The sequence below is a fragment of the Halorubrum aethiopicum genome (genome assembly GCF_001542905.1).
In the GTDB taxonomy this organism is placed as follows: domain Archaea; phylum Halobacteriota; class Halobacteria; order Halobacteriales; family Haloferacaceae; genus Halorubrum; species Halorubrum aethiopicum.
On the sequence record NZ_LOAJ01000001.1, the window covers coordinates 2,416,566 to 2,435,159 of the forward strand.

Here is an 18,594-nt window from a genome sequence, read left to right on the forward strand (position 1 = left end):
TATCACGTATCACGGAAACCGGCCGGCGGGGGGAATCGGACGACGACCGTCGCGTGCGCCCTATCTCGAGACGGTTCCGCGGGGGTGATCCCGCGTGAGCGACGCGGAGGAGGCGGACGGTCCGATCGCGACGTTCCGGGAGGAGATCGACCCGACCGTCTTCGCGTTCGGCGCGCTGATAACCCTGGGCGTGATCGTCGCGTTCTTCATCAATCCGTCCGCCGTCGAGAGCGGCATCTCGTCGCTGAACAACCAGCTGCTCGGCGCGTTCAACTGGGCGCTGCTGCTCATCGTCTTCCTGATCGTGTTGTTCCTGCTGTTCCTGATCGTGGGGCCGTGGGGCGCCATCAAGCTCGGCGACGAGCCGCCGGAGTACAGCTTCCTCTCCTTCTTCGCGATGTTGTACTCGGCTGGCTTCGCGGCGGGCGTCGTCTTCTGGGGTCCGACCGAGGCGCTGTTCTACTACAGCAACCCCTCGCCGCTGTTCAGTACCGTCGAGGGCGGAACGGCCGAGGCGATGACGATCGCCGTCCAGCAGACGCTGTTCCACTGGGCGCTACCGCAGCTCGCGGTGTTCACCATCATGGGCATCGCGATCGGCTACTTCGCGTACAACTACGAGAGCGTCCCGCTGCGCGTCTCCTCGGCGCTCACGCCGATCCTCGGTGCCGACAACCTCGACGGTCCGCTCGCGAAGGTCGTCGACGTCCTCGCCGTCTTCGCGACGATCGGCGGCGTCGCCACGTCGCTCGGGTTCATCGGGAGCCAGTTCGTCACCGGGCTCGACTACCAGTGGGGGATCAACATGGGCGATCTCGGCATCCTGCTCGTCGTCACCATGATGACCCTGCTTTTCACGACCTCGATGGTGCTCGGGGTCGACAAGGGGATCCGCCGGCTCTCGAACTTCAACATGGTGCTCTTCGTCGCGCTCATGCTCGTGACGTTCGTCGTGGGTCCGACGCTGTTCCTCGTGCTGCTCGGGACGCAGGCGTTCGGCGGCATGATCAGCGAGTTCGTCTCGATGAGCCTCTTCACCGGTGCCGGACCGATGGGCGCGGGCGAGTCGGGCGCGACCGGCTGGATGAACGCGTGGACGGTGTTCTACTGGGCGTGGGCGCTCTCGTGGTCGCCGTTCGCGGGGCTGTTCATCGCGCGGATCTCCAAGGGGCGGACCGTCCGTGAGGTCGCCTTTACCGGGATCGTCGCGACCTCCGGCGCAACGATCCCGTGGTTCACGTTCGTCGGCGGCACCGCGGTCTGGGCACAGCACAACGGTATCGCTGACTTCGGCGCGGTGATCGCCGGCGAGGCCGGGCCGGAGGTGTCCGGGTTCATCCTCTTCGAGGCGCTGAACTTCACGTTGAACCTCGGCGGAGCGTCGATGACGATCCCGATCGGGTCCGTGCTGATCTACGTGTTCATGATCCTCGTGACGACCTTCTTCGTCACGTCCGCGGACTCCTCGACGCTCGCCGTCTCGATGATGACGACCGGCGGGAAGGCCAAGCCGTCGAACATCAACCGGATCTTCTGGGGCGTCGTCCTCGGGATGACCGCGGCGATCCTGATGATCCTCGGCGGCACCGGCAGCGCGAACACGCTCCAGCAGGCGGCGATCATCACCGGAACGCCGTTCGCCTTCGTCTGCTTCCTCGCGATGTTGGCGCTGATCAAGGACTTCGGCGAGAACTACGATCAGGTGCTCTTCCAGAACGACACCGTGTTGTACGGATCGAAGGACGACTCCGGATCGGGGTCCGGGTCCGTCGCCGGGTCCGACGACGACTGAATCGGCCGGCGACCGAATCGACCGACGAAGGAAGCGGCCGGCGTTTCCCGCCCGTTCCGCTCGCGTCCCCGTTCGCCCGCTCGCGCGTCGGGAGAAGGTTTTAATGGACACTGTACACACTTACTGTGTATGGACAGGGACACTGCGGAGCCGGACGCCGGCGGTCTGCCGGGTCCGAACGCCGAGAAATGGGTGGAACGCTACGGCGAGCACGCCGCGCCCAGCGAGTACTCCCACGAGTTCGTCTGGGACGTCACCCGCGAGGCCGACGGCCCCTTCGTCACCGACGTCGACGGCAACGTCCTCATGGACTTCACGTGCCACATCGGGGCCGCGCCGCTCGGCTACAACAACGAGAAGGTGCTCGGCACGCTCCGGGAGTTCGACCTCGTCGAGCCGATGAAGATCGCGGGCCAGGACATGTACTTCGGCTCCGGACCGGACCCCGACGACGCGCCGTTCCCCGGATCGGCCCAGCTGATGGAGCGGCTCACGGAGGTCTCCGCGACGTTCGGGCTCGACACCGTCTTCCTCTCGAACTCCGGGGCGGAGGCGATCGAGAACGCGATGAAGGTCGCTCACGACCACAAGCCGGCCGCGAAGTACGGCTTCGCGTTCGGCGGGAGCTTCCACGGCCGGACCCTCGGAACGCTCTCTCTCACCAACTCCAAGGACGTGTACACCCGCCACTACCCGGAGGTCGCCGGGATCGAGACGGTGCCGTTCTGCGCGGATCGCGAGTGTACCGCCGAGACGTGCGACTGCGGCTTCTTCGCCGGCGGCGGCTCCCAGTTGCGGAACGCGCTCTCTCCGGAGGGCGGCCACGTCGACCCCGCGGAGGTCGCGTTCGTCGTCCTCGAGCCCATCCAGGGCGTCGGCGGCTACCGCTTCCCGAGCGAGTCGTTCATGGCGGAGGTCGGCGCGGTGACCGACGAGTACGACATCCCCCTGATCGTCGACGAGATCCAGTCCGGCGTCGGCCGCACCGGAACGTTCTGGGCGTCGGAGCACTACGACCTCGAACCCGACGTGATCGGGGCGGCGAAGGCGCTCCGGGTCGGCGCGACCGTCGGCCGCTCGGAGCTGTTCCCCGACGAGAAGAACCGGCTCGGCTCCACGTTCGGCGGCGGCGACCTCCTCGGGTCGATGATGGGCGCGCTCACGATCGAGGCGATAGAGGAGCACGACCTGCTCGCGAACGCGCGGACGCGCGGCCGGCAAGCGAAGGAACTGCTCGCGGACGACGCGGGCGACCACGTGGTCGACGTGCGCGGGAAGGGGCTCATGCTCGCCGTCGAGTTCGACACGCCGGAACGCCGCGGCGAGGTCGTCAGGGAGGCGCTGGAGCGCGGCCTCCTCACGCTCGGCTGCGGCAAGAAGACGATCCGGCTTCTCCCCCCGCTCGACTCGACGGAACGCGAGATCGACCTGGGGATCTCGATCTTCCTCGACGCGGTCGCGGCCGCGGGACCGACGCCGACGACCGCCTGAGACGCCGGGTTCGGTCGAACTGGTCGGGGACGTTCGGACCGTTCGGAAACGAGACTACCCCTCGAGCGACCGCGACGCCACCGCGACGCCGTCGAGGTCGGCGAGCGCGTCGAGCGTCCCGCGGAGGTGATCGGGGCCGCTGCCCTCGATCCGTACGGTCACGGGGACTCGGTTCGGGTCGTCGCTCCGCCGGCGTTCCCCCCGCTCGAACCCGTCGAGCTCCGCCCCGCGGTCCGCGACCGCGTCGGTGAGATCGCCGAGCGCGCGCGGCCAGCCGTCGACGAGGAGGCGGGCCTCGGCGTAGCGGCCGAGCTCGGCGAGGCCGGTCCGGGTCAGCTCCGCGTGGTCGGTGAGGTTCACGTTGCCGCCGGAGACGACCGCCGCGACGTGTTCACCCGTCACGTCGAGGTCGTCGGAGCAGAGCGCGGCGACCGGCGCGGCCCCCGCGGCCTCCGCGACCGTCTTCGCCCGCTCGGCGAGCAAGGTGACGGCGACGGACAGCTCCCGGTCGGTGACGGCGACGACCTCGTCGACTCGCTCGCGGACGACCCGCCACGTCGTCTCGAGCATCCGGGTGTCGGCGATACCCTCGGCGACCGTGTCCACGTCCGAGAGCTCGACGAGCTCGTCCCGCTCGATCGAGGGCTTGGCGTGAAGCGCGCCCTCCGGCTGGACGCCCACGACGCGGACGTCGTCGTCGGCCGCGAGCAGTGCGGTCGCGACCCCGGATATCAGCCCGCCGCCGCCGATGGCGACACAGACCGTGTCGATCTCGGGGTACTGCTCGCGGAGTTCGAGCCCGACGGTCCCCTGGCCGGCGATCACCGCCTCGTCGTCGAACGGGTGGACGAAGGTCCGGCCGGTCGCCTCCGCGCGATCGAGCGCGTGCTCGTAGGCCCGCTCGTAGATATCTCCCTCGACGACGACGGTCGCGCCGTACCCCCGCGTGGCCTCGATCTTCGAGGCGGGCGTCACCTCGGGGACGACGATCTCCGCGTCGATCCCGAGCAGCTCGCCCGCGAGCGCGACTCCCTGCGCGTGGTTGCCCGCGCTCGCCGCGATGACGCCGGCGTCGCGCTCGGCGGGCGAGAGCCGGGCCATCGCGTTGTACGCCCCGCGGATCTTGAACGAGCCGGTCCGCTGGTGATTCTCGAGTTTGAGCCCGACCGAGGCCGCGCCGCTCCGCTCGGTGAACGTTCGCGACCGGTCGAGCGGGGTCCGGTGGGCGACGCCGTCGAGGCGCTCGCGGGCCGCCTCCACGTCCCCGATCGAGACCGGAGCCGTCATCGATCGGCGTCGGTCCCCGTCGAACCGCCGTCCGTCGTCGGGACGTCGCCGTCGGCCGAAACGTCGCCGCCTTCGACGCCGAGGATCGCCTCCGTCAACACCCCGACGCCGATCGGCAGGCTCTCCTCGTCGACGTCGAACGTCGGGGAGTGGTGACCGGTGGGGTGGTCGGTGCCGACGATCATGTACGTCGCGAGCCCGCCGTTCGACTGGACGCGGTCCATCAGGTACGTGGCGTCCTCGCTCGCGCCGAAGTCCGCGACCGGCAGCACCTCGGTCACGCCCTCGATCCCCTCGGCGACGGAGGCGACGTGGTCGGCGAGTTCGGGGTCGCTGTCCGCCCGCGGGCACTCGGTCGTGACCTCGAACTCGAGTTCGCAGCCGTGCGACTCCGCAGCCCCGCGGAACGCCCGTTTCAGCCTGGACTTTCCGTACTCCTTGAGCGCCGTCGTCTCGCCGCGGGCCTCCGCCTCGACGCGCGCGCGGTCGGCGATCACGTTGCTCGCGCTCCCCGCCTCCGCGTAGCCCACGTTCACGCGGGTCATCCCCTCGCTGTGTCTGGGGATCCCGTACGCGTTCGAGATGGCGGTGCCGAGCGCCTGCATCGCGTTGTCGCCCTCCTCGGGGGACTTGCCGGCGTGCGCCGAGGTGCCGCGAAAGACGGCCTCGACGTGGGCGATCGCGAGCGCCCGCTCGATGCCGGCGACGACCCGTCCGGTGGGGTGGCCGAGGCCGACGTGGACCGCGAACAGGTAGTCGATCCCCTCGATGAACCGGCTCTCCGCCATCGGGTGGCCGCCGCCGCCGAGCTCCTCGGCGGGCTGGAAGAAGACCACGAGCCGGCCGGAGAAGTCGCTCTCCTTCACGGCCTCCAGCGTCGCGAGCCCCATGGTCATGTGGGCGTCGTGACCGCAGGCGTGCATCACGCCGTCGACGTCCGACCGGAACCCCTCGCGGGCGGGAACGTGATCTTCGTCGTCCGACTCCTCGATGAACAGGCCGTCGATGTCGACCCTGAGCCCGACGGTCGGCCCCTCGCCGCGCTCGAGGACGGCCACGCAGCCGGTGACTCCCCCCGCGGTCCGTTCGAGCACGTCCTCGCGCGCGCCGAGGTCGCGGGCGCGGTCGACCCACATCTCGTAGGCGTCGTCATCGAGGACGCCCATCCGGTCGTCGGGGTCGTACGCCTCCCTCCCGACCGCGAGCTCGTCGACGCCGATCCGCTCTATCTCCTCGACCAGCCGGCTCGTCGTGTAGAACTCGCGCCAGCCGGGCTCGGGGTGTTCGTGAAGCCCTCGGCGCGTCTCGACCAGCCGCTCCGCCACGGGTCGTGTCATGTGAGTCCGTGGCGCTCGGACGCACTTAAGCGTACACGATGATCGTATATGAAGACTACAAAAAAGGTAAGTACCGGTCCGGCGAATCCCCGGACGTCACCGCCATCGAGCGGCGAATCCACCAATGAGCGACCAGCCAGATGTCGTCGTCCTCCGCGAGGGGACCGAGGGACTGTCGATGGGATCGTACGCCGAGACGCTCCGCGAGCGCCTGCCCGACCGCGAGGTCGCGCTGGCGCGGACGCCCGCGGAGGAGCGCGAACTCGTCCCGCGGGCGCGGGTCGTCACCGGGATCACGGTCGAGGAGGCGCAGATCGCCGACGCCGACCGCCTGGAGCTGTTCGCGTGTACCTTCGCCGGCACCGACCACGTCCCCGTCGAGGCGCTCACGGACCGCGGCGTGGCCGTCACCAACGCCGGCGGGATCCACGCGCCGGGGATCGCGGAGCAGTCCATCGCCAACATGCTCGTGTTCGCCCGCCGGCTCCACGAGGGGTGGCGGCGCAAGTCGAACGCGGAGTGGCGGCACTTCCAGTCGTACGAGTTCACGGGCAGCACCGTCACCGTGATCGGGCTCGGCTCCATCGGCCAGCACGTCGTCGAGCGCCTCGAGGGGTTCGACGTGGAGACGATCGGAGTCCGCTACACCCCCTCGAAAGGCGGCCCGACCGACGAGGTCGTCGGCTTCGAGGAGGACGCCATCCACGACGCCCTCTCCCGCAGCGACTACGTCGTCGTCGCGTGCCCGCTCAACGACCTCACGCGCGGGCTGATCGGCGAGGCGGAGCTGGCGACGCTGCCGCCGCACGCCGTCGTCGTCAACGCCGCCCGCGGCGGGATCGTCGACACCGACGCCCTGGTGTCCGCGCTCCGCTCCAGCGGGCTCCGCGGGGCCGCCCTCGACGTGACCGACCCCGAGCCGCTGCCCGCGGACCACCCGCTCTGGGACCTCGAGAACTGCCTGGTCACGCCCCACACCGGCGGTCACACGCCGAAACACTGGGACCGGCTCGCCGACATCGTCGCCGACAACGTCGCCGCGCTCGACGCCGGCGGCGACCCCGCCGACCTCCGGAACCTCGTCGCCGCGCCCGACGGGGACTGAGCGATCCGGTCCCGGAGGAGGAGCCGCCGACCGCCGTCCGTCTTTAATACCTCAGCGAGCGTATGCGTCCCCGGTGTACTATCAATGGAAACCGACCGGTCAACCGCCGGAGACGCCGTCGATGCCGTCGACGCCGTCGTCGAGGAGCCGACGAACGACCCGCTCGCGGGAGAGGAATCGACGGACGTGGAGGCGACGAGCGGGATCGACGAGACGGAGACGACCGGATCGGGAACGACCGCCGATACGGCGACCGGTACCGGGCTCGAACCCGCCGTCGCGGGCGCGCTCAGCTACCTGCTCGGACCGATCACGGGCGTGTTGTTCTACGTCTTGGAGCCCGAGGACGCCTTCGTCCGGTTCCACGCCGTCCAGAGCACGCTGGTCTTCGGCGGGCTGTTCGTCGCCTCGATGGTCCTCTCGGTCGTCCTGACGCTGGTGTCGTTCGTCCCCGGCGTCGGCTGGATCGCGGCGGCGGTACTGGGGATCGGAAGCCTGCTCCTCACGCCGGTCGCGTTCCTCGCGTGGGCGTTCCTGATGTACGAGGCGTACCAGGGAGAGGAGTACGCGGTGCCGCTCGTGGGCTCGTACGCCCGACGGTACGCGGCCGTCGGCGAGTGAGCCGGCCGACCCGAGCCCGGTCCCTCCTCACGCCGTGAACAGCCGGCGCGGGAAGTCCGCGAGCGTCTCCGCACCCGTCGAGGTGACCCGGAACGTCTCGCTGAGTTCGACGCCGAACTCGTCCTCCCACAGGCCGGGGATCATGTGGAAGGTCATCCCCTCCTCCATGACGGTCTCGTCGCCGGGGCGGATGCTGGCGGTGTGCTCGCCCCAGTCCGGCGGGTAGCCGAGCCCCATCGAGTAGCCGATGCGGTCCTCCTTCTCGACGCCGTACTGCGCTATCGTCTCGCGCCACTCCCGCTCGACGCGCTCGCAGGTGACGCCGGGCTCGACGACGTCGAGCGCGGCCTCGATCCCCTCGACGACGACGTCCGCGGTCTCCTCGATGGCGTCCGGCGGGTCGCCGACGAACGTCGTCCGCGCGAGCGGCGAGTGGTAGCGGTGGCGACACCCCGACAGCTCGATGAGGACGGGGTCGCCCTCCTCGAACTCGCGGTCGGTCCAGGTGAGGTGCGGCGTCCCCGTGTGGTCGCCGGAGGGCATGAGCGGGACGATCGCGGGGTAGTCGCCGCCGTACTCGTCGGTGCCGCGGACCAGACGGTCGTAGATCGCGGCGGCGGCCTCGTACTCCGGGACGCCGGCCTCGATGGCGTCGAGCCCCGCGAGCATCGCCTCCTCGGAGATGCGGGCGGCCTCCTCCATGTACTCGATCTCGCGGTCGGACTTGTGTATCCGGAGCCAGTTCACGAGGAGGTCGGCGTCGACGAACTCCGCGTTCGGGAGCTGCGACTGGAGCCGGGTGTACGACTTCGCCGTGAAGTAGGCGGCGTCCATCTCGAGGCCGATCCGGCCGGCGTCGACCTCCAGGTCCTCGAGCACGTCCGCGAGGAAGTCCATCGGGTGGAGGTCGTACGGCGAGTGGACGTGGTCGTCGCTGTACGCCCGCATGTTCTCCTCGGCGAGCCACGTCGTGGCGCGCGCCCCGTTGCGGTCCATGTCGCGGCCGACCCACACCGGCTCGGGGTAGTCGCGCGTGACGACGACGGCCTGGTGGACGTAGAAGGACCAGCCGTCGTACCCCGCGAGGTAGTTCATGTTCGCCGGGTCCGCGACGACGACCGCGTCGAGGTCGCGCTCGTGGAGGCGTTCCTTGGTGCGTTCGACCCGCGATTCGTACTCCGACCGTGGGAAGACATCCTGTGGCATGGTCCGGGCTCTACCGGTCGTCTCTCGCACGGATGTAAAATATTTCGTGTATCAGAACTACGGAAACCGTTTATTCTCGCCGGGGGCGACGCCCCCGCGGCGGGAGGAATACTTATACGAGTCCGCTAGCCAGGGGGTGACATGACAGTCACTGTCGTCTCCACCGGCGGCACGATCGCCTCGACGCCGGACGCCGGCGGGGACGCGAGCCCGGAACTCACCGGCGAGGACCTCGTCTCCGCCGTTCCCGAACTGGCCGACGTGGCGGACGTCGACACGGCGGAGTTCTCCAACGTCCCGAGCGCGCACTTCACGGTCGAGCAGATGGGAGACCTCGCCCGGTTCCTCGCGGAGCTGGACGGGGACGCCGACGTCGAGGGGATCGTCGTCACGCAGGGGACGGACGTGCTCGAGGAGTCGGCGTACTTCGTCGACCTCTGTTATCGCGGCGAGACGCCGGTAGTCTTCACGGGCGCGATGCGGAACCCGTCGCTCCCGAGCCCGGACGGCCCCGCCAACCTCCTCGCGAGCGTGAGAACGGCGACGAGCGAGCGCGCCGCCGGGCGGGTCCTCGTCGCGTTCAACGACCGGATCCACGCGGCCCGGGAGGTGACGAAGACGAACTCGATGAACCTCGACACGTTCCGGTCGCCGGAGTTCGGCCCGCTCGGCGTCGTCGACGAGTCGCGCGTCACGTGGCGGCGGACGCCCGAGTCGCCCGACCCGGATCTCGACGTGGAATACGACGACCTCACGAACGACGTACACGCCGTCTCCGTGACCGCGGACATGCCGCCGGAACAGCTCGCTCCCGCCCGCGAGGGCGACGCGCTCTGTCTCGCGGCGACGGGTGCCGGCCACGTCCCGCCGACGATCATTCCCGAGTTGGAGTCGGTCGCCGAAAACGGCGTCCCGATCGTCGCGACCACGCGGTGTCCGGAGGGCCGGCTCGCGCGGGACACCTACGGCTTCCGCGGCAGCGAGCAGACCCTCCAGGAGATCGGGTGTTACTACAGCGACCTGAACCTCCAGAAGACGCGGATCCGCGCGATAGCCGGGCTCGCGGCTGGGCGTCTCGACGACGTCTTCGAACGACCGGGGGAGTGATCGGGGCGGGTCGACCGTGTCGCTTCCCGTCCCTCTTTAGGCATGGGGTCGTCCGAAACGGCCGGTCTATACTACCTGCTTATAGAACGGGTGTTACAGGTAGTCTTACTCTGATAGAAACGCGATCGTTGCTGTCGCGGTGACGATCTCCAAAGCCCCAGCCGCGAGGACTTCTGCGCCTCGCTGCGCGCTTCGGTCGCTCACTTCGTTCGCTCCCTCCAGTGCTTACGTCGGCGGAGTTCGTCCTCGCGGCTGCCCCTTTGAGCCCCACCCCGCCCCGCACAGCCCCGCACCTCACGCCTCCCCAACCTCGCTGCTCGCTCCGCTCGCGGCGTCCCTCGCGGGCGGTTCGCGGTCGCCTGTGGCGACCACTCACCGGCGCGCCACCGCTCCGGCGATCGTTCGTTGCTTCGACTGTACTGAACGATCGAGGGGCAAACTCACCGCGACGAACCGACTCTACTCGCCCAGCGACCGGACGGCCGAGACCGCCTCGTCGACGGGGGGCGCGTCGAACCAGTCGGTCCCGGTGTAGGCGTTCGCGCCGGCGGCGTACATCGCCGAGACGGCTTCGAGCACCTCCGGGGGAAGGTCGATCGGCTCCTCCTCGCAGAGTTCGCGCCAGTCGGCGAGGTCGCGGTCGGCGACCGCCGCCTTCGCCTCGCCGACCGCCTCGACCCACTCGGGGTCGGCGCGCTTGTACCACTGGCGGACGACCTCCTTCGAGACCTGCTGGCCGCCGTAGGAGAACCGGTTCTCGTCGAAGGTGCCGACCACGTCGGCGACGCGGAGCTCCCCGTCGACGTAGAGACACTCGATCTTGCCGTCCTCGTGGACGAACCCGGCCTCCTCGGCGCGGTCGGTGACGACGCGGTTCACGTCGCGGGCGAGGGCGGCGAGCGCGTCGACATCGGCGCGGCCCGCGATCCGGTCCGCCTCCTCGCGAGAGAGGTAGCGGTCCTGCTCCTCATACTTCGTCGAGAACTCCACCACCGGCTCGGGCAGGCCGACCGACTCGTCCGGCCACTCCTCGAAGGGGAGGTCGAGGTCGGACGGGTCGCGCCGGCTCCGGAGGCTCGAGCCCACGGGGACCGTGTTCCGGAAGACGACCTCCAGGGGGACGAGGTAGTTCTCCCCGCCCGCGGCGTGGAACGCGTCGTAGTCGTACCCCGCGTCGGGACCCTCGTACGGGAGGTCCGGCACCTGGGTCAACTCGATCGCCATCTCCGTCGGCGGCGCGCCGGCCTCGGCGAGGGGAACGACCGCGTCCTCGGGATCGGCACCGCCCTCGACCGCGACGGGGTCGACGACGCCGCGGTAGTGAGTCGGGACGCCGGCGTCGGCCAGCCGCTCGAAGTTGAACGCGCCCATGGTACAGAGGCTCGCGCCCTTCCGCGGGATCGCGTCGGGCATTTGCCCCCAGTCGAACACGGAATAGGCGTCGGTGAACGCGAACCGGCCGCGGCCGAGGCCGTCGGCGGTCGCGGGCTCGACGACGCGGAACTCCTTGACGCTCGTCATACCGGATCCGCGACCGCCTCCCAAATGAATCTTTCAGTTACGTGGTCACCTCGACGGCTCGCCGAGCGTATCGATCCATTTCCGTGGATCGACTCGGCGAGAGAGGCGTCGCCGGGCCGCTCGTCGGCATCGAAAGGCCCTCACGCCTCCCCGTCGCAGGTGGGCGTATGAACGAGACGCGCGGGACGTGCGAGACGGGCGGGGTCGTCGTCCTCCGGTACGGCCACCGACCGGGGCGGGACGACCGCATGACGACGCACGTGGGGCTGACGGCGCGGGCGCTTGGCGCGGACCGGGTGATCCTCCCGGACAACGCCGGGCAGTCCGCGGAGACGGTGCGAGACATCACGGACCGGTTCGGCGGTCCCTTCGGCGTCGAGTTGCGCGACGACCAGAAGGCGCTCGTCCGGAACTGGGAGGGTGTCGTCGTCCACCTCACGATGTACGGCGAGCGGATCCAGGACGTCGAGGCGGAGATCCGCGAGGCGGTCCGTGGCGACGAGGTCGCCGACCGCGAGGGCGGCGGTGACGGCGAGGAGGGTCGGGACCTGCTCGTCGTCGTCGGCGGCGAGAAGGTGCCCTGGGCACTCTACGAGCGGGCCGATTTCAACGTGGGCGTGACGAACCAGCCGCACTCGGAGGTCGCCGGCCTCGCCGTCTTCCTCGACCGGCTCTTCGAGGGGGAGGAACTCGACCGCGAGTGGACCGACGCCGACCGCCGCGTGGTGCCCGAGGCGACCGGCAAGACGGTGATCGGCGCGGACGACGACGGGTAGGACGGGTCCCCGTCCCGCCCTTTCGGGCGGCCCGTCGGGCCTCGGCGTCTCGGAAATCCGGGCGCGCGGCTACCGGTCCTCGGGGCACTCCTCGGCGTCTCCCCGTTCGCGCCGGCGGCCGACGACCTCCGGCGTCCCGCTCAAGATCCCGCGCATGTTCGACATCGGCTCGCCGACCTTGATCCCGTGTTCCGTGATCTCGAACTCGCGGATCGTCCGCTCGAAGTCGCTGGTTCGCTTCTTCAACACGCCGATCGCCTTGCGCATCTCCCCGTGTATCTCCAGGTGCCGTAGGAAGACGATGTTGTCGGCGAGGTAGCTGATGTTCTCCATCGTCGCCTGGAACTCGCCGGTGACGTTTCGCGTCTCGTCGATGAAGACGGCGGTCACGCCCATGTTCTTGAGGTAGCGTCCGAGCGCGTGCATCTGTTGGAGCATGGTGGTCTCCTCGCCGCGGAGGGTGAGCCGGTAGCCGGAGATGCCGTCGATCATCACGATGTCGGCGTCGCGCTCTTCCACCTCCTCGCGAACCATTCGGGCGAACTCCTGGGGCGATCGTTCCAGCGCCTCCACCTCGTTCACCTGGAGGGTCCCCTTCTCGATCATCCGGTCGACCGGGATGTTGACCGCCCGCGACCGGGTGAGGAACGTCTCCGTCGTCTCCTCGAAGAGGTAGATCACCGACCGCTCCCCGCGGCCGGCGGCCTCCTTCATGAACTGCGTCGCCAGCGTCGTCTTGCCGACGCCGGTCGGGCCGCTGACGATGCTCACGGTCCCGCGCTCGAGCCCGCCGGCGAGCAGCTCGTCCACCTCGGGGATGCCCGAGGAGACCGTCTCGGACTCGTACTCCCCGACGTGCTCGCCCGGCTGGAGCGCCGGATAGACCTCGATCCCCCGGTCGGTGATCCGGTAGGCGTGGTCGCCGCCCTGCGTCGAGGAGCCGCGGAACTTCGGCACGCTGATCGACTTCCCGTGTGCCTCGCTTCCCAACACGATCGTCCCGTCCGTGATGAACTCGAGGTCGTCGCTCGGCAGCGAGGGCGTGTCCTGGACCGTGAACAGCACGGTCGCGTTCCGACCTTTCAGAAACCGCATGAATCCGACGACCTGCTTGCGAAACTGGTAGCCGTCGTCGGTCAGGTATCGGAGCTGCGTCAGGGGATCGACGACGACGCGATCCGGGTCGACCGCGTCGACGCCCTCGACGATCCGCTCCGTGATCGACTCCCGTTCCACCTCCGAGGGGGCGAACACCTCGTAGGACTGGTCCTCGGTGAAGACGTCGGCGTTCGGGCTCAGATCGAGAAAGTCGATCGCCTCCGTGTCGAACCCCAGGGCCGCGGCGTTCGCCTTCAGGTCGCCGAGGTCCTCCTCGAGGTTGACGAAGAGCGCCGACTCGCCCCGGTCGACGCCCTCGTCGAGGAAGTGGAGGCCGAGGATCGTCTTCCCGCTTCCGGCCCGCCCGTCGATCATGTAACTCCGCTGCGGGATCAGGCCGCCGGACAGGATCTCGTCGAGCCCGACGACGCCGGTCGAGATCCGATCGGGAAGTGCTGGTGGCATCCCGTTGGCCTTCGGGGAGCAGGGTTATAAAACGACGACGCCGCGGCGGGCGGGAGGGCGATGGGACAACGCTTAGTGGGTGTGTGCGCTTCTACTAGGGGAGATGGGCTCGGGCTCCGAAGGGATCGGCGGGGACGCGATCCGCGGCTCCGACGACCGCGGGGAGTCACCCGGCCTGCTGTTGTTCATGCGACCGGGGCGCGACCGGGAGCTGCTGATCGAGGCACTGAGCGGGCGATACCGGGTCGAGACGGCGACCGACGCGGCCGCGCTCGAGTCGACGTTCGACTGCTGTCTCCTCGACACGGCCGGGTTCGAGCGGGCGGCCGAAGCCATCGAGTCGCGGCGGGAGCGGGCCGCCCCCGCGTTCCTCCCGTTCGTCCTCCTGGTGCCCGAGGACGCGAGCGGCCCGACCGCGGAGCGCGCGTGGGAGCGCGTCGACGACGTCGTCGACCTCCCGGTGAAACGCGCCGAGCTGGCCGCGCGTGTCGCGAACCTGGTCGAGCGCCGGGAGACCTCCCTGCGGCTCGCGGAGCGCGAGCGGCGGCTCGAGGAGACCGTCGAGGAGTTGCGGCTGAAAGAGCGGGTGATGGACGAAGCGCCGGTCGGCATCACCCTCGCGGACCCGGGAGACGACGACAACCCGATGACCTACGCGAACGCGGAGTTCGAGGAACTCACCGGGTACGGCTCGGAGATGCTCGGCGAGGACTGTCGGTTCCTCCAGGGCGAGGAGACCGACGAGGCGACGACGGCGCGGGTCCGGGAGGCGATACGCGCCGAGGAGCCGGTCTCCGTGGACGTCCTGAACTACCGGGCGAACGGCCGGAAGTTCTGGAACCGGCTCACGGTCGCGCCGATACGCGACGAGGAGGGGACCGTCACGGACTACGTCGGGTTCCAGACGGACATCACCGACCGGAAGATCCGCGAGCGCAGGCTGGAGGTGATGAACCGCGTGCTCAACCACAACCTCCGGAACAAGATGAACCTCATCGACGGCTACGCGGAACTCCTCCGCGAAGACCTCGACGACGAGCACCGGAAACCGCTCGAGGTGATAGAGGAGACGACGGACGACCTCCTGCGGATCGCGGAGGCGGTCCGGAAGATCGACCACACGCTGTCGTCGCCCGACGCCGCGGAGCCCTCGATGGTGTTGCGCGACCGGCTCTCGGAGCTGGTGAGCAGGTTCGAGGACCGGTACCCGAACGCGACCTTCGAGCTGTCCGTCCCCGAGGACGACCCCCTCGAGGTCGCCGTCCTCGGACTGTTGACCGCGATCGAGGAGGGCGTCGAGAACGCGGTGAAACACAACGACGCCCCGAACCCGTCCGTCGAGGTCCGGGTCGACCGCCCGGAACCGGGGTGGATCGCGATAGAGATCGAAGACGACGGGCCCGGGATCCCGGACCACGAGACGAACGTGCTCAGACGCGGCGAGACGTCGCTGAAACACGCCGACCGGCTGGGGCTCTGGCTGATGTACTGGGTCGTGAGCAAGGCGGGCGGCGACTTCTCCGTGGCCACCGGCGAGGGATGCGGAACGACCCTCCGACTGTCGGTCCCGACGGAGTCGTGAGGACCGACGGATCGTGAGAGCCGGCGGGAGCCGGCGGCGGGCGCGACGAGCGCCTACAGCGCCCGCTTCGACCGGAGCCGCGCGAGTCGGACCCGCGCCTCCTGTCGGCTCGTCCCGCGCACCCGGCCGGTCTCGTCGTCCGCCATGGAGACGAGCGAGAGCCGGTCGAAGAGCGGCGGCCAGTCGGCCGCGCCGGCGGCCTCGCCCGCGAAGGCGACCGCGTTCGCGAGCCCGTCGCGTTCCGTCTCGCCGGCGCGGGCCACCGCGGCGTCGGCGGCGCGCCGGCGGTCGGCGACGAACAGCCGGTCGCCGACGACCGCCGGGACCCACGCCGGGAGCGCGACGAGCCAGAGGAGGAGGCCGGCGGCGGCGTACGCGGGTGCCGGAACCCGCTCGCGGTCGGGCTCGTACCCGTGGATCCGGTTGACGCGGCGGTCCGCCGGGCTGCGGTCGGAGCGACGGCCGACGAGCAGCGTCGCGAGCAGCGTCACCCACTCGACGACGACGAGTCCGGGCAGCAGGGCGGTCGTGAAGGCCGCCTCCCGCGTCCGTAGTCGGACCATCGCGTGGCGGAGCGCGGCGTCGCGGTCCGCCGCCGGCAACGAGAGGAGCCGCGTGGAGACGACGAGCCGCGACCCCCGGTAGCCGTCGGCGACGGCGACGTTGGCGGCCTCGGCCCTGACGGCCGTCACCGGCGGCGGGTCGACGCCGACCGCCTCCGCGACCGCGTCGACGCGCGACTCGATGAACGCCGCGGGGCGATCGTCGAGGTCGGCGTCGGGGAGCCGGGCGATCCGCCGGTCGACGAGGACCGGGCCGAGCGCGGCCGAGGTTCCGAGCCCGACGAGGACGGTCGCGAGCGCGACGATCCCGACGCCGAGATCCGGACCGCCGGCGACGCCGAGCAGCCACGCGAGGGGGACGATCGGGACCGCCGCGAGGACGATCGGGACGGTCGCGAGCGCGAGCGCGCCGAGGCCCGTGGACGCCCGATCGATCGGACCGGAGTTCATACGCGGAAGGCGTGACGCGGGCGGCGTATAGCTCTGCCGGAGGCCGTCGCCCCCGACCGGGACCGTCGAGTTCCCCGGGGATCGGCCCGTCGGGGAGGCGTCGGCTCCGCCTTCCGGAGCTTTTAACCTCGCTCCGCCGCCAGATCACGGTAATGGCTTTTGAGGACCTGTTGAACGACCCCGTCATCCAGAAGTACCTCCACGAGCTCGTGGGGCCGACGGGGATGCCGGTCGCTGCCGCACCCCCGGACGGCGAGGTGACCGACGAGGAGTTGGCCGAGGAGCTCGGGCTGGAGCTCAACGACGTCCGCCGCGCGCTCTTCATCCTCTACGAGAACGACCTCGCCACCTACCGGCGGGTCCGCGACGAGGACTCCGGCTGGCTCACGTACCTCTGGACGTTCCACTACGACAACATCCCGGAGAACCTCCAGGAGGAGATGTACCGGCTGCTCGACGCCTTGGAGGACCGCGAGGAGTACGAGCGCACCCACGAGTTCTACCTCTGTGAGGTGTGTTCGCTCCGCTTCGAGTTCGGCGAGGCGATGGACTTCGGCTTCGAGTGTCCCGAGTGCGGCTCGCCGCTCGACGCGATGGAGAATGACCGCCTCCAGGAGGCGCTTTCGGCGCGTCTCGACGAGCTTCGAGACGAACTCAACGCGGACGTGACCGGCTGATGGTCGTCCTCGCGACGAAGTGCTACGTCGACGGCGAGGCCCGCGAGCGCGCGCTCGACGGGATGTACTCGCTCGTCGACAACGACGTCGGAGAACTCGCCGTCGAGTGGACCGTCGGCGTCCGCGATGACGGCTTCGTCCAGGTCGACGTGACCGGCGAGGACGCCACCGTCGCCCGCAACGTCCTCGCGGAGACGTGGGGCGAGATCGTCGCTCACGACGAGGGGCTCGTCCCCGGCGAGACGTACGTCGGCACCCTCGAGTCGTGGGACGCCGACGGGTTCGTCGTCGACGCGGGCGAGGAGGTCCGGATCCCCGCCGGGGAGCTGGGTCTCGGCGTCGGCTCGCCCGAGCAGGTCGTCGAGCGGTTCGGCCTCGTCCAACACCTCCCCATGGAGTTCGTCTACGGGGGAACCCCGGCGATCCGGACGCCGACCCGCACCGGCTCGCGGACGCCGAGCGCGACCGCCTCTACGACTGGCAGCGCGGGTCGGGTCGGCTGAACGTCAACTCCGCGACGCGCGGGGAGGTTCGAGCGACCGTGAACCGCGCGGGTCACGCGCGGGACATCGTCACCGTCGAGCGGCTCGGCCTCCTCGAGCAGAGCATCGTCTGTACCGAGAACACGGACCCGCCGGGACTGCTCGCCGCGATCGGATCGTACCTCCCGGCGGAGATGCGCTGTGTCGTCTGAGGTGAGCTGAACACGTGAACCGACGCTTCGCGCTCGCGGTAGCGATGGTCGCGCTGCTCGCCGCCAGCGCCGGCTGTCTCGGCTACGTCACCGGCGGCGGCGAGGTCACGAACGAGACCCTCGACGCGGAACCGCCGCGCGAGTACGACTTCGACGCCGACCGCGACGCCGCCTTCGAGCTCTCGACGGACGCGCGCTACACGGTCGTCTACGACCTCTCCGGCCGCGACGAGCTCCGCCTGTACCGGCAGACCCCGTACGCCGGCGACCAGCCGCTGGAGTTCGAGGCGTTCCGGTACCGCTACCCCGACGGCGAGGTGGTGACCGGCAGCGAGTTCCGCGCCCGCGGCGGCGAGGTCGAACGGACCCCGGACGAGACGTGGATCCGGCTCGCCGACGACATGGAGGGCGGAAAGGTCGCGTTCTCCGGCGCCGGGTCGCCGCGGCGGTTCACGTCGCTGGCGTACGTCGAGGGCTCCTACGCCGTGACGCTCCCGCCCGGGTTCAGCACGGACTTCCCGCTCGTCGGGCACGTCTCGCCGCGGAGCTACGAGGTGGAGACGGTCGGCGACCGCGACCGGATCGTCTGGGAGGAGGTGACGGGGTCGATCGTCGTCCAGGCGTACCGCGAGACGGACCTCGTCGTCTTCGGCGGGATCCTCGCCGTCGCGATCCTCGTCGCGGTCGTGGGGACGCTCCGGTTCAAACGCCAGCTCGAGGAGCTTCGCGAGCGCCGTCGCGAGATGGGCGTCGGCGTGTACGACGACGAGGACGACGACGGCTTCCTCTGAGACGACCCCGGAGGCGGACCGTCACGCCGAC

Annotated in this window: 15 protein-coding genes and 1 pseudogene; 10 read left to right on the forward strand and 6 right to left on the reverse strand. The window is 70.0% G+C overall.

Annotated features, from left to right (window positions below):
* Positions 1-94: 94 nt before the first annotated feature.
* Positions 95-1,792, forward strand: a complete 1,698-nt coding sequence (locus tag AXA68_RS11525; protein ID WP_066416846.1) for a BCCT family transporter — start codon at positions 95-97, stop codon at positions 1,790-1,792.
* A gap of 129 nt (positions 1,793-1,921) precedes the next feature.
* On the forward strand, positions 1,922-3,283 hold the full coding sequence (locus AXA68_RS11530; protein WP_066416848.1) for an aminotransferase class III-fold pyridoxal phosphate-dependent enzyme: 1,362 nt from the start codon (positions 1,922-1,924) through the stop codon (positions 3,281-3,283).
* 54 nt (positions 3,284-3,337) lie between these two features.
* Here AXA68_RS11530 and ilvA read toward each other — a convergent pair whose 3' ends face one another.
* Positions 3,338-4,570, reverse strand: coding sequence for a threonine ammonia-lyase (ilvA, locus tag AXA68_RS11535; protein WP_066416851.1), 1,233 nt, complete (start codon positions 4,568-4,570; stop codon positions 3,338-3,340).
* Positions 4,567-5,907, reverse strand: a complete 1,341-nt coding sequence (locus AXA68_RS11540; protein ID WP_080505242.1) for an amidohydrolase — start codon at positions 5,905-5,907, stop codon at positions 4,567-4,569. The genes ilvA and AXA68_RS11540 overlap by 4 nt, the downstream gene beginning before the upstream one ends.
* A gap of 124 nt (positions 5,908-6,031) precedes the next feature.
* Between AXA68_RS11540 and AXA68_RS11545 the strand changes: the two genes are divergently transcribed.
* Entirely contained in the window at positions 6,032-7,012 is a 981-nt protein-coding gene (locus tag AXA68_RS11545) for an NAD(P)-dependent oxidoreductase (protein ID WP_066416853.1), read from the forward strand.
* Positions 7,013-7,096: 84 nt separating this feature from the next.
* Positions 7,097-7,633, forward strand: a complete 537-nt coding sequence (locus AXA68_RS11550; protein WP_066416855.1) for a DUF4870 domain-containing protein — start codon at positions 7,097-7,099, stop codon at positions 7,631-7,633.
* A 27-nt stretch (positions 7,634-7,660) separates the two neighbouring features.
* On the opposite strand, the gene AXA68_RS11555 is transcribed toward AXA68_RS11550, so the two are convergent.
* Positions 7,661-8,839: a M24 family metallopeptidase gene (locus AXA68_RS11555; protein WP_066416857.1), complete on the reverse strand. Its 1,179-nt coding sequence runs from the start codon at positions 8,837-8,839 to the stop codon at positions 7,661-7,663.
* Positions 8,840-8,980: 141 nt separating this feature from the next.
* On the opposite strand from AXA68_RS11555, the gene AXA68_RS11560 reads away from it, so the two are divergent.
* Positions 8,981-9,946 carry an asparaginase gene (locus AXA68_RS11560; RefSeq protein ID WP_066416859.1) on the forward strand — a complete coding sequence of 322 codons (966 nt, stop codon included), beginning with the start codon at positions 8,981-8,983 and terminating at the stop codon, positions 9,944-9,946.
* Between the two features lie 459 nt (positions 9,947-10,405).
* On the opposite strand, the gene AXA68_RS11565 is transcribed toward AXA68_RS11560, so the two are convergent.
* Positions 10,406-11,467 carry a phosphoribosylaminoimidazolesuccinocarboxamide synthase gene (locus AXA68_RS11565; protein ID WP_066416862.1) on the reverse strand — a complete coding sequence of 354 codons (1,062 nt, stop codon included), beginning with the start codon at positions 11,465-11,467 and terminating at the stop codon, positions 10,406-10,408.
* Positions 11,468-11,634: 167 nt separating this feature from the next.
* Between AXA68_RS11565 and AXA68_RS11570 the strand changes: the two genes are divergently transcribed.
* The gene (locus tag AXA68_RS11570) at positions 11,635-12,243 is read left to right on the forward strand and encodes a tRNA (cytidine(56)-2'-O)-methyltransferase (protein ID WP_066416865.1); all 609 of its coding nucleotides are present in this window, start codon (positions 11,635-11,637) and stop codon (positions 12,241-12,243) included.
* Positions 12,244-12,312: 69 nt separating this feature from the next.
* Here the strand turns inward: AXA68_RS11570 and AXA68_RS11575 are convergent, their stop codons facing one another.
* On the reverse strand, positions 12,313-13,806 hold the full coding sequence (locus AXA68_RS11575; RefSeq protein ID WP_066416867.1) for an ATPase domain-containing protein: 1,494 nt from the start codon (positions 13,804-13,806) through the stop codon (positions 12,313-12,315).
* Positions 13,807-13,909: 103 nt separating this feature from the next.
* On the opposite strand from AXA68_RS11575, the gene AXA68_RS11580 reads away from it, so the two are divergent.
* The gene (locus AXA68_RS11580; protein WP_066416869.1) at positions 13,910-15,388 is read left to right on the forward strand and encodes a PAS domain-containing protein; all 1,479 of its coding nucleotides are present in this window, start codon (positions 13,910-13,912) and stop codon (positions 15,386-15,388) included.
* Between the two features lie 53 nt (positions 15,389-15,441).
* Here AXA68_RS11580 and AXA68_RS11585 read toward each other — a convergent pair whose 3' ends face one another.
* Positions 15,442-16,401, reverse strand: a complete 960-nt coding sequence (locus tag AXA68_RS11585; RefSeq protein ID WP_066416871.1) for a hypothetical protein — start codon at positions 16,399-16,401, stop codon at positions 15,442-15,444.
* A 152-nt stretch (positions 16,402-16,553) separates the two neighbouring features.
* Between AXA68_RS11585 and AXA68_RS11590 the strand changes: the two genes are divergently transcribed.
* From AXA68_RS11590 to AXA68_RS11600, 3 genes and pseudogenes are all read left to right on the forward strand, one after another.
* Positions 16,554-17,078 (forward strand): transcription factor, encoded by a 525-nt coding sequence (locus tag AXA68_RS11590; RefSeq protein ID WP_066416873.1) that lies wholly within the window; start codon positions 16,554-16,556, stop codon positions 17,076-17,078.
* Positions 17,078-17,772, forward strand: a pseudogene (locus tag AXA68_RS11595) (DUF2110 family protein). The gene AXA68_RS11590 and the pseudogene AXA68_RS11595 overlap by 1 nt, the downstream one beginning before the upstream one ends.
* 14 nt (positions 17,773-17,786) lie before the next feature.
* The gene (locus AXA68_RS11600; RefSeq protein ID WP_066416876.1) at positions 17,787-18,563 is read left to right on the forward strand and encodes a DUF5803 family protein; all 777 of its coding nucleotides are present in this window, start codon (positions 17,787-17,789) and stop codon (positions 18,561-18,563) included.
* Positions 18,564-18,594: the final 31 nt, after the last annotated feature.

Excerpts from the sequence above, each read along its gene's own strand:
- AXA68_RS11545 (WP_066416853.1), top strand. The coding sequence starts at position 6,032 with ATGAGCGACCAGCCAGATGTCGTCGTCCTCCGCGAGGGGACCGAGGGA.
- AXA68_RS11565 (WP_066416862.1), bottom strand. The coding sequence starts at position 11,467 with ATGACGAGCGTCAAGGAGTTCCGCGTCGTCGAGCCCGCGACCGCCGAC.
- AXA68_RS11580 (WP_066416869.1), top strand. The coding sequence starts at position 13,910 with ATGGGCTCGGGCTCCGAAGGGATCGGCGGGGACGCGATCCGCGGCTCC.
- AXA68_RS11555 (WP_066416857.1), bottom strand. The coding sequence starts at position 8,839 with ATGCCACAGGATGTCTTCCCACGGTCGGAGTACGAATCGCGGGTCGAA.
- AXA68_RS11585 (WP_066416871.1), bottom strand. The coding sequence starts at position 16,401 with ATGAACTCCGGTCCGATCGATCGGGCGTCCACGGGCCTCGGCGCGCTC.
- AXA68_RS11550 (WP_066416855.1), top strand. The coding sequence starts at position 7,097 with ATGGAAACCGACCGGTCAACCGCCGGAGACGCCGTCGATGCCGTCGAC.
- AXA68_RS11590 (WP_066416873.1), top strand. The coding sequence starts at position 16,554 with ATGGCTTTTGAGGACCTGTTGAACGACCCCGTCATCCAGAAGTACCTC.
- AXA68_RS11570 (WP_066416865.1), top strand. The coding sequence starts at position 11,635 with ATGAACGAGACGCGCGGGACGTGCGAGACGGGCGGGGTCGTCGTCCTC.
- ilvA (WP_066416851.1), bottom strand. The coding sequence starts at position 4,570 with ATGACGGCTCCGGTCTCGATCGGGGACGTGGAGGCGGCCCGCGAGCGC.
- AXA68_RS11575 (WP_066416867.1), bottom strand. The coding sequence starts at position 13,806 with ATGCCACCAGCACTTCCCGATCGGATCTCGACCGGCGTCGTCGGGCTC.
- AXA68_RS11530 (WP_066416848.1), top strand. The coding sequence starts at position 1,922 with ATGGACAGGGACACTGCGGAGCCGGACGCCGGCGGTCTGCCGGGTCCG.
- AXA68_RS11540 (WP_080505242.1), bottom strand. The coding sequence starts at position 5,907 with ATGACACGACCCGTGGCGGAGCGGCTGGTCGAGACGCGCCGAGGGCTT.
- AXA68_RS11560 (WP_066416859.1), top strand. The coding sequence starts at position 8,981 with ATGACAGTCACTGTCGTCTCCACCGGCGGCACGATCGCCTCGACGCCG.